This window comes from Kitasatospora sp. NPDC004799 (assembly GCF_040609095.1).
In the GTDB taxonomy this organism is placed as follows: Bacteria; Actinomycetota; Actinomycetes; order Streptomycetales; family Streptomycetaceae; genus Kitasatospora.
This window is the reverse complement of the sequence record NZ_JBEXJK010000291.1, coordinates 1-10,372: the sequence shown is the minus strand read 5'-3', so window position 1 is coordinate 10,372 and position 10,372 is coordinate 1. Positions and strand designations below refer to the sequence as shown.

Below are 10,372 nucleotides of genomic sequence, written 5' to 3'. Positions count from 1 at the left end.
CCCTGACCCCCGGCGCTCGGCCGCGCGGCTCCGTGGCCCCGGCGCTCGGGGGGGGGCCTCGGCGCGTTCCCGGGCCCCCGGGCCCGACCCGGCCCGGGGGCCCGCCGGAAAATGACGGTGTTATCGAATAGCGGCGCCGAGAAATCACACCGTTATGTAAAAGCACGGCCCCGGACCAGCCGGAAAGCAAACTCGGAGAAGACAATCGGACGGCCCCGGCCGCACGCTTGACGGCAGTGCAGAGTGTCGAGTCGGCGAAGGGATTCGCCGTCAATTCATCTCCATGGGTGGTGAATACGTGAGCAGTGAGCGGATCGCTATCGTGGGAATTGGCCTCCGTTACCCGGACGCCAATTCGGCGAGCGAACTGTGGGACAACGTACTGGGCGGCCGGCGGGCCTTCCGGCGACTGCCGGACGAGCGGATGAACCAGGCGGACTACTGGTCGGAGGACCGCAGCGCGCCCGACCGGCACTACACGAAAAAAGCCGCCGTCCTCCGGGACTACGCCTTCGACCGCATCAAGTACAGCGTCGCCGGAAGCACCTACCGGGCGACCGACCTGACGCACTGGCTGGCCCTCGACGTGGCCGCCGAGGCGCTCGCCGACGCCGGATTCCCGGACGGTTCGGGACTTCCCCACCAGAGCACCGGCGTGGTCGTCGGGAACAGCCTCACCGGGGAATTCTCGCGGGCCAACATCATGCGCCTGCGGTGGCCCTACGTGCGCCGCACGGTGGCCGCCGCGCTGACCGGCCAGGGCTGGTCCGACGCGGACGTCGCCAAGCTCCTCCAGGAGCTGGAGCCGCAGTACAAGGCGCCGTTCCCGGCCATCGACGAGGACTCGCTGGCCGGCGGCCTCGCCAACACCATCGCCGGCCGGATCTGCAACCACTTCGACCTGCGCGGCGGCGGCTACACGGTGGACGGCGCCTGCTCGTCCTCCCTGCTGTCCGTCGTCACGGCGGCCAAGGCGCTGGCCGACGGCGAGCTGGACGTGGCCGTGGCCGGCGGCGTCGACCTGTCGATCGACCCGTTCGAGGTGATCGGCTTCGCCAAGACCGGCGCGCTGGCCACCGGCGAGATGAAGGTCTACGACCGGGACTCCAACGGCTTCTGGCCCGGCGAGGGCTCCGGCATGCTCGTGCTGATGCGCGAGCGCGACGCGCTGGCCCAGGAGCGGCGGATCTACGCCAGCATCAGCGGCTGGGGCGTCTCCTCGGACGGCAAGGGCGGCATCACCCGGCCGGAGGCGAGCGGCCACCGGCTGGCGCTGACCCGCGCCTACCGGCGGGCCGGCTACGGCGTCGAGACGGTCTCGTACTTCGAGGGCCACGGCACCGGCACGGCGCTCGGCGACGCGACCGAGATCGAGGCGCTGTCCTCCGCGCGCCGCACCGCGGACCCGACGGCCCGTCCGGCCGCGCTGGGGACCGTCAAGGGGAACTTCGGGCACACCAAGGCCGCCGCCGGCGTCGCCGGCCTGATCAAGGCGACCCTCGCCGTGCACCACCAGGTGATCCCCCCGGCCACCGGCCACGTCGACCCGCACCCGGGCCTGCTCGGCGACGACGCGGCCATGTACGTCCCGCGCCAGGCCGAGCTCTGGCCGGCCGACCAGCCCGTCCGGGCCGGGGTGTCGGCCATGGGCTTCGGCGGGATCAACACCCACGTCACGCTCGCCCAGGCCCCCGGCGACACCCGGCGCGCGGCGATCGACGAGCGCACCCTCCAGTTGGTCGCCGGCCGCCAGGACGCCGAACTGCTGCTGCTGGACGGCCCGGACACGGCCGCGCTGCGCGCGGAACTGGCCCGGCTGCTGGAGCTGGTGCCCAAGCTGGCCCAGGCCGAACTCGCCGACCTGGCCGGCACGCTGGCCGACCGGCTGACCGGCGGCCCGGTGCGCGCCGCCGTCGTGGCGACCGGACCGGACGACGCCGTGCGCGGCCTCGAACGGCTGCTGGCCCTGCTCGACTCCGGCGCCCGGGAGGCGTTCTCGGCCGGTGACGGGGTCTTCCTCGGCCGCGCCCGCAGCGCCCCGCGGATCGCCTACCTCTTCCCGGGGCAGGGCTCCGGCCGCGGCGCCGTCGGCGCGATCCGGCGCCGGTTCGCCGCCGCGGAGGAGGTGTTCCGCGCGGCCGCCCTGCCCACCGGCGACGACCAGGTCGCCACCCAGGTCGCCCAGCCGCGCATCGTCACCGGCTCGCTGGCCGCCCTGCGGGTGCTGGACGCCTTCGGCATCCGCGCCGACACCGCCGTCGGCCACAGCCTCGGCGAACTGACCGCCCTGCACTGGGCGGGCGCGATGAGCGAGGAGCAGGTGGTGCGCCTGGCCACCGTCCGCGGCCAGGTGATGGCGCGGGCCAGCCGCGGCGGCGGCGCGATGGCCGGCCTGGCGGCCACCCCGGAGCAGGCCGCCCGGCTGTCCGCCGGGCAGGACGTGGTCGTCGCGGGCTACAACGGGCCCCGGCAGACCGTGCTCTCCGGCCCCGCCGAGGCGGTCGACGAGGTCTGCCGCCGGGCCGCGGCCGAGGGGATCACGGCGACCCGGCTGAACGTGTCGCACGCCTTCCACTCGCCGCTGGTCGAGCCGGCCGCGGTCGCGATGGCGGCCGAACTCGCGGAGTTCGACTTCCAACAGCCCGTGCGCCCGATGGCCTCCACCGTCACCGGCCGGCTCCTGGACCCGACCGCCGACCTGCGGGAGGTGCTGCGCGAGCAGGTCCTGCTCCCGGTCCGCTTCCAGGAGGCCGCCACCGCGGCGGTCGCCGACGCGGACCTGGTCGTCGAGGTCGGCCCCGGCCGGGTGCTGTCCGGCCTGCTGGCGGAGATCGCCCCGGACGTCACCACCCTGGCGGTCGACACCGACAGCGCCTCGCTCGGCCCGCTGCTCCGGGTCGCCGGCGCCGCGTACGTGCTCGGCGCACCGCTGCGCACCGCGGCCCTGTTCGGCGACCGGCTGGTCCGGCCGCTGCCGGCGGACGGCGCGATGACCTTCCTGGCCAACCCCTGCGAGGCCGCCCCGGCCATCGACGCGGACCTGACGGTGCGGGAGAGCGCGGACGGCGGGCCGGCCCGCGACGGCCGGGCCGGACGGCCGGAGGCCGCGGACACCGGCGCCGACCGGGCCGACACCCTGGAGCTGCTGCGCCGGCTCGCCGCCGAGCGGGTCGAACTGCCGCTGGACTCCGTCACCGCGCGGACCCACCCGATGGACGACCTGCACCTGAGCTCCATCACCATCGGCCAGATCGTCAACGACGTCACCCGCGCGCTCGGCCAGCCCGTGCTCGCCGCCACGCCCAACTACGCGACCGTCAACCTGGGCGAGATCGCCGAGCTGATCGACCAGCTGGCGGACACCGCGCAGGACGGCGGCGAACCGGCCGGCGAGGTCGCCGGCGTGGCCCCCTGGGTACGGCCCTTCGCGGTCGAGCACGTGGAGGCCGAGCCGGCGGCCCGCCCGCAGCCCGGCCCCGCGGAGCGCGCCGGGCAGTGGACGGCGCACAGCACGCCCGGCCACCCGCTGGCCGAGCCGCTGCGCACCGCGCTGGCCGGCGCCGGCCTCGGGGACGGCGTGCTGCTCTGCCTCCCGGACGCGTGCGGACCGGACGAGGCGGAGCTCTTCCTGACCGCCGGTCGGGCCGTGCTGGCCGCCCCCGAGGGCACCCGGCTGGTCGTGGTCCAGCACCGGCTCGGCGCCGCCGGCCTGGCCAAGACCCTGCACCTGGAGCACCCGTTCGTCCCGGTCACGGTGGTCGAACTGCCCGACACCGCCCCCGAGGGCGCGGCCCGGGACGAGGCGGTGGCCCGGGTGGTCGCCGAGACGGCCGCCACGGCCGGCTTCGCCGAGGTCCGCTACCAGCCGGACGGGCGCCGGACCGTCCCGGTGCTCCGGCCGCTGCAGCTGCGCCCGGCACCGGAGGGCGCGTCCCCGCTGGACGACGGGGACGTCCTGCTGGTCACCGGCGGCGGCAAGGGCATCACCGCCGAGTGCGCCCTCGCGATGGCCAAGGACTCCGGGGCCGGCCTGGCCCTGATCGGCCGGGCCGACCCGGCCGCCGACGCCGAACTCGCCGGCAACCTCGCCCGGATGGAGGCCGCGGGCCTGCGCTACCGGTACGCCCGCGCCGACGTGACCTCGGCCGAGGAGGTCGCCGCGGCGGTCGCCGAGCTGGAGGCCGGGCTCGGCCCGGTCACCGCGGTGCTGCACGGCGCCGGCCGCAACCAGCCCGCCGCCCTGGACGCGCTGACCGCCGAGGACTTCCGGCAGACCCTGGCGCCCAAGACCGAGGGCCTGGAGGCGGTCCTGGCGGCCGTCGCACCGGAGCGCCTGAAGCTGCTGATCACCTTCGGCTCGATCATCGGCCGGGCCGGACTGCGCGGCGAGGCGCACTACGCCACCGCCAACGACTGGATGACCGAGCTGACCCTCCGCTTCCAGCAGCGGCACCCGCAGGCCCGGGCGCTCGCGCTGGAGTGGTCGGTCTGGTCCGGCGCGGGCATGGGCGAACGGCTCGGCGTCGTCGAGGCGCTGATCCGGGAGGGCATCACGCCGATCTCCACCGAGAACGGGATCCAGGTGCTCCGCGAGGTGCTCGCGGACCCCTCGGCCGGCCCGGTCCTGGTGGTGAGCGGACGGGCCGGCGGCCTGCCGACCCTGACCACCGCCCGGCGCGAACTGCCGCTGACCAGGTTCGTGGAGCGGGTGGTGGCGCACCACCCCGGCATCGAGCTGATCACCGAGACCGAGCTGACCGAGGGCGCCGACCCGTACCTGGCCGACCACCGGCTCCAGGACGACCTGCTCTTCCCGGCCGTGCTCGGCATGGAGGCGATGGCCCAGGTCGCCGCCGCGGTGAGCGGCCACCAGGGCCCGCCGCTGCTGGAGGACGTCGAGTTCCGGCGCCCCGTGGTGGTGCGCCCCGGCGGCTCGACCACCATCCGGATCGCGGCGCTGGTCCGGGACCCGGGGACGGTGGAGGTGGTGCTGCGCAGCGAGGGCACCGACTTCGCCGCCGACCACTTCCGGGCCACCCTGCGCTACCCGCGGCCCGAGCTGCCCGGCACGCCGGTGCCGGTCGAGTTCGGCTTGCCGGCCGTGCCGGTGGACCCGGTGACCGAGCTGTACGGCAGCGTGCTCTTCCAGGGCAAGCGGTTCCAGCGCCTGCTGGAGTACCGGCGGGCGAGCGCCCGGCACGCGCTGGCGGAGATCTCCACCACCGCCCAGGCGCCCTGGTTCGCGGCCTTCCTGCCGCAGGACCAGCAGCTGGCCGACCCCGGCACCCGGGACGCGATGATGCACGCCATCCAGTGCTGCGTGCCGGACGCCACGCTGCTGCCGCAGGGCATCGAGCGGCTCTGGCTCGCCGACCCGGCGGACCAGGACGCCGAGTACGTGGTGCTCGACGCGAGGGAGCGCTCGCAGGACGGGGACACCTACGTCTACGACCTCGACGTGCGCACCCCGGCCGGGAAGGTGGTCGAGCGCTGGGAGGGGCTGACCCTGGTCGCCGTCCGCAAGCGCGACGGCGCCGGACCGTGGGTGCCCGCGATGCTCGGCTCGTACCTGGAGCGCGGCCTGGAACGGGTGCTGGGCGGCAGCCGCGCGGTGGTCGTCGAGCCCGCGGCCAAGCCGGGCGAGGAGTCCTCGGCCGACGCCGGGGGCGCCGACGGCGACCGCCGGGCCCGGACCCGCACCGCCCTCGGCCGGGCGCTGGGCCGACCGGTGGAACTGCGCCACCGGCCGGACGGCAAGCCCGAGATCGCCGGCGCGCCCGAGCTGGACGGGATCACCGTGTCGGCCTCGCACGGCCCCGGACTGACCCTCGCGGTGGCCGGCCGGGGACGCCTCGGCTGCGACGTCGAGACCGTCCTGGAGCGGACCGCCGAGGACTGGGACGCGCTGCTGGGAAGCGGCCAACTCGCGCTGCGGGACCTGCTGGTGAGCGAGGCGGGCTGCAGCCCGGCGGTGGCCGGCACCAGGGTCTGGAGCGCGCTGGAATGCCTGCGCAAGTCCGGTGCGACCTCGCAGGCGCTGACCCTCGACCGGGTCCACCCGGGCGGCTGGGTCGTGCTGTCCGCCGGCGACGCGGCCGTCGCCACCTGGGTGACCACCGTCAACGACCGGACCGAGCCGGTGGTCTTCGCGGTCCTGGTCGGGAAGGAGAACTGATGTCGGCCTACTACGAGATCCGGCACACCGTCGGGTTCGAGGAGACCAACCTCGTCGGCAACGTCTACTACGTCAACTACCTGCGCTGGCAGGGGCGTTGCCGGGAGATGTTCCTCAAGGACAAGGCGCCGGGGGTGCTCGCCGAGCTGCAGGGCGACCTGAAGCTGTTCACCCTCAAGGTGGAGTGCGACTTCTTCGCCGAGATCACCTCGTTCGACGAGCTGTCGGTGCGGATGCGGCTGGAGGAGCTGACCCAGACCCAGATCCAGTTCAGCTTCGACTACCTGCGGATCGACGGCGAGCAGGAGAACCTGGTCGCCCGCGGCCGCCAGCGGATCGCGTGCATGCGCGGCCCGAACACGGCCACCGTCCCCGCCCGGGTGCCCGAGGAGCTGCGCCTGGCGCTGGCGCCGTACGCCGAGGGCCAGGCCGCGCGGGCGCTCGCGGCGGCGGCCGCTCCCGGCGGGCCGGTGCGGACGGGGCGGGCGCTGTGATCGGCAACGGCCCGTCCCCGGTCGGCACCGGGCGGCTGGGCGCGGTGCCGGCCGCTGACAACCGCGCCGTCCTGCCGGGTGCGCTGCGCGGGACGATGGCCCGCTTCGCCACCGGGGTCACGGTGCTGACCACGGGCGGCGAGTACGCCCACGGGATGACCGCCAACGCGTTCAGCTCGGTCTCCCTGGAGCCCCCGATGGTGCTGTGCTGCGTGGGCCGCTCCGCGACGATGCACGAGGCGATCACCGCGACCAGGTCCTTCGCGGTCACCGTGCTCGGCTCCGAACAGGAGCACCTGGCACGGTACTTCGCGAACAAGAGCAGGCCGGGCGGGGCCGCCCAGTTCGACGGTCTGGACTGGCAGCCCGGCCCGTTCACCGGGGCGCCGCTGCTGGCGGACTCGCTGGCCTGGCTGGAGTGCAAGCTCGCCGAGCAGTACGACGGCGGCGACCACTCCATCTTCCTCGGCGAGGTGCTCGCCTCGGAGTGGGCCGACGACCGGCAGGCGCTGCTGTTCTACGGCGGCGCCTTCCACCGGGGCGTCGGCGGGGCACCGGAACAGACCGGCTGAGCGGGAGGGACGACCCGATGTTGGTGAGCGTGACCGGCGGGACCGGCTTCCTCGGCCTCCACTCGGTCGCGGCGATGGTCCGCGACGGCCACCGGGTGCGCATGCTGGTGCGCGACCCGGCCGCCGCGGAACGCGCCCTCGGCCTGCTGGCGGTGGACCCGGGCGCCGTCGACCTGGTGGTCGGGGACGTGACCGACGAGGGCGGCGCGGCCCGGGCGGTGCGCGGCGCCGACGCCGTCCTGCACGCGGCCGCGGTGTACTCCTTCGACAGCCGGCGGAACGCGGAGATGCGCCGGACCAACGAACGGGGCACCGAGCTGGTGCTGGCCGCCGCCCGCCGGGCGGGCGCCGATCCGGTCATCCACGTCTCCAGCGTCGTCGCCCTGCTGCCGTCCCCCGGACGGCCGCTCGGGGAGCACTCCCCGGTCGGCCGTCCCCGGGACACGTACATGGCGACCAAGGCCGCGGCCGAGCGGATCGCGCGCGGCCACCAGCGGGACGGCGCGCCGGTGGTCATCAGCTACCCGCCCGCGCTGCTCGGCCCGCAGGACCCGGGGCCGGGCGACCAGAACGCCCGGCTGCGCAACGCCCTGCGCGGACTGATGCCGATCTGGCCGCTCGGCGGCTTCCCGGTCGGCGACGTCCGGGACACCGCGCGGCTGCACGCCCGGCTGCTGACCGCGCCGAGGGCGGGCGCCGACCGGCACTTCGGGCCCGGCCGGCACCTGCCCACCCGGCAGTACGTGCGGACCCTGCGGGAGGTCACCGGGCGGCGGCTGCCCGCGGCCTTCCTCCCGGCCCGGGCGATGCTGCCGGTCGGCGCCCTGGCCGGCCTGGTCCAGCGCTGCTGGCCCTGGCACATCCCGGCCGAGTACGGCGCCGTCTACACCTGCGCCTGCGCGGCCCCGGTCGACCCCGCCGCGAGCACCGGCGGGCTGACGCCGAGGCCGACGGCCGAGACCATGGCCGACACGGTGCGCTGGCTGTACGGGCAGGGCGCGCTGACGGCGGCCCAGGCCGGGCGGCTCGCCGGGGAGGGGAATGGCTGAGCCGCACCGGCCCGTACCGACGGCCGGTCGCGGGTGGACTCCGGTCCGCCCGCGGCCGGCCGTCGGCCGTTGCCGTCCTCGGGTCCGTCGAACCCCGGAGGGGGCGCCGTCCGTGCTACCGGCTGGGGACGGTCTTCGGCCGGCCCGGAGCACGGGACGAGGGAGGACAGCGATGGCCTGGTACCAGGGGGCGAGCCGGATCACGGTGACGGCGGTGGAGGGGCGCTTCCCGCAGCGGGCGGTGGTGAGCGTCCGGGGCGCCGCGCCGGTGGAGATCCCCGGTGAGGTCGGCGCCGTCCACGTCGTGCGGGCGGAGCGCTGGGAGCTCGAGCTGGAGCACCGGGACCAGGGCGGGTGGTGCCCCAACGTCCGCGCCGTGCAGGGCCGGTGGCAGGAGATCGGGGGCGTGCCGACGCAGGTCGTGCACAGCCGCAACCTCGACCGGGTGGGCGACCGCCAGGGCCGCAACCTGGTGCTGCGGATCGAGCGGCTCGCTCCGGGCGGGGACGCCCCCACCACCGTTCCCACCGCCCCCGCCGCGCAGCGGACCACCGCCGCCCACCGCGCCCCGGCGGCCCCGGCCGCGCCGCGCACCTCGGCCGGACCGGCGGCCGGCACCCCGGCCCCGGGCGGCGTCCGGACCACCACCTCGGGCTCCGGCGGCACCGCCTCGGGCGGCGCGAGTGCCCCGGCCGGCCCGGCCCGGACGGCCACCACGGCCGGCTCCTGGAACGGCTGACCGGGGCCGGGCCCGCCGCGGTGCCGTCAGGCCTCCTGCGCCGTCAGGCCGCGCCCGGGGCCGGGGCCGTCAGCGGGGCGAAGGTCTCCCGGAGGTCGACGACCGTGGTCGGGCCCTTCACCCAGGCGAGCGGGGCGTGGTGCACCCGGACCCCGGCCGGGGCCTGGAGCAGCGCCTCGCCGGCCGCGTTCCGCGGCCACTCCACCGAGCCGGTGGCGGTCCGGGCCGGGACGAGCCAGTAGTCGCCCCGGGCGTACTCGCCGTCCGGCCGGAAGTACACCTGGGCGCCGTCCTCCAGGTCGAGCCAGGCGCCCTCCCGGACCCGCAGGGCGCCGCCGGCCAGCGGGACGGCGTCCCGGCCGCGGGCCTCCCGGTGGTCCCAGCGGCGCAGGAAGGGGTGGCGCTCGGCCAGCCGCCCGACCTCCGGCCCCGGTTCGGCGGACAGCCGCACCCGGCGGCCCGGCAGGTCGGTCTCCTCCACCTGGAGCAGGTCCGCCGCCTCGTCGCGGCTGACCGACGCGCTGTCCGCGACCTCCACCCAGTCGCCGACCGAGAGGCTGAGCTTGTCGTCGTCGCCCAGCGTGGTGAGGTCCACCCAGACGCCCTCGATCGAGGCGATCGGCAGGACGACCGAGCCGTTCTCCCGGGACCACTTGAAGGTGGCGCCGCACTCGGCCGAGCCGCCCCGGTGGACCTCCACCCGGTACAGCTGGTTCTCCGGGCCCCGGTAGGCGGCCTCGGGATGGGCCAGGCACGGGTCCTCGTTCGCCCGCTCCGGCCGCCGGGCGCGCGCGGCCAGCCAGGAGGCGGCCCGCTCCTGCGGTTCGGCCCACGCGTCGAAGGCCTCCCGGACCCGGGACACCCCGCCGTCCGGCACGTTCAACTCGGCGGCGGGCAGGGCGAGCACCTGCCAGACCACCTTGGCCCGGGCGGCCGTGTCGGGCATCGCCGCCCCGAGCGCGACCTCGCGGATCTCCGGGTCCTCGACGGCGGTGACGCTGCGCTCCCAGACCTTCAGGTAGACCAGGAACGGGAACGCGGTGGGCAGCCGGTCGCCGGGGCGCTCCTGGTCCCGGTAGGCGTCCGGCTGATCCCAGTACGTCCAGACCGCGGGCTGCTGCCCGGCGGCGCTCTCGCCGCCCCCGTCGCCGCCGCCCTCGTCGGGCACGGCGAGGCCGGGCTCGGGCCGGTAGGCCTCGCAGAGGATGCCGTCCACGTAGTACCGGCCGCCGCCGATGGTGAGGTCGTCCGCGTTCTGGTTGCCCGGCTCGACGTCAAGGCACCCGCGCTGTACTGGCACGTCAAGGACAAGCAGGCGCTGCTGGACGAGATGGCGACCGAGA

General features: G+C 76.2%; 6 protein-coding genes. 5 read left to right on the top strand and 1 reads right to left on the bottom strand.

The features are described from left to right. The first annotated feature begins 283 nt into the window (after positions 1 to 283). The 5 genes from ABZW03_RS29105 (at position 284) to ABZW03_RS29085 (ending at position 9,029) form a co-directional block, all read left to right on the top strand. A complete protein-coding gene (locus tag ABZW03_RS29105; RefSeq protein WP_355264562.1) occupies positions 284 to 6,175 on the top strand; it encodes a type I polyketide synthase in 5,892 nt (1,963 codons plus the stop codon). Beyond that, complete coding sequence (locus tag ABZW03_RS29100; RefSeq protein WP_355264559.1) at positions 6,175 to 6,669, top strand: acyl-CoA thioesterase; 495 nt, start codon at positions 6,175 to 6,177, stop codon at positions 6,667 to 6,669. Before ABZW03_RS29105 ends, ABZW03_RS29100 begins: the two co-directional genes overlap by 1 nt. Beyond that, positions 6,666 to 7,241, top strand: coding sequence for a flavin reductase family protein (locus ABZW03_RS29095; RefSeq protein WP_355264556.1), 576 nt, complete (start codon positions 6,666 to 6,668; stop codon positions 7,239 to 7,241). Before ABZW03_RS29100 ends, ABZW03_RS29095 begins: the two co-directional genes overlap by 4 nt. 17 nt (positions 7,242 to 7,258) lie before the next feature. Next, complete coding sequence (locus ABZW03_RS29090) at positions 7,259 to 8,290, top strand: NAD-dependent epimerase/dehydratase family protein (protein ID WP_355264554.1); 1,032 nt, start codon at positions 7,259 to 7,261, stop codon at positions 8,288 to 8,290. A 172-nt stretch (positions 8,291 to 8,462) separates the two neighbouring features. Continuing rightward, a complete protein-coding gene (locus ABZW03_RS29085; protein ID WP_355264551.1) occupies positions 8,463 to 9,029 on the top strand; it encodes a hypothetical protein in 567 nt (188 codons plus the stop codon). Positions 9,030 to 9,072: 43 nt separating this feature from the next. Here the strand turns inward: ABZW03_RS29085 and ABZW03_RS29080 are convergent. Beyond that, on the bottom strand, positions 9,073 to 10,372 hold a 1,300-nt coding region (locus ABZW03_RS29080; RefSeq protein WP_355264548.1), incomplete at its 5' end, for a DUF6519 domain-containing protein.

What these genes read in the sequence shown, in the direction of transcription:
- ABZW03_RS29090 (WP_355264554.1), top strand. Translation starts at nt 7,259, where the DNA reads ATGTTGGTGAGCGTGACCGGCGGGACCGGCTTCCTCGGCCTCCACTCG.
- ABZW03_RS29100 (WP_355264559.1), top strand. Translation starts at nt 6,175, where the DNA reads ATGTCGGCCTACTACGAGATCCGGCACACCGTCGGGTTCGAGGAGACC.
- ABZW03_RS29105 (WP_355264562.1), top strand. Translation starts at nt 284, where the DNA reads ATGGGTGGTGAATACGTGAGCAGTGAGCGGATCGCTATCGTGGGAATT.
- ABZW03_RS29085 (WP_355264551.1), top strand. Translation starts at nt 8,463, where the DNA reads ATGGCCTGGTACCAGGGGGCGAGCCGGATCACGGTGACGGCGGTGGAG.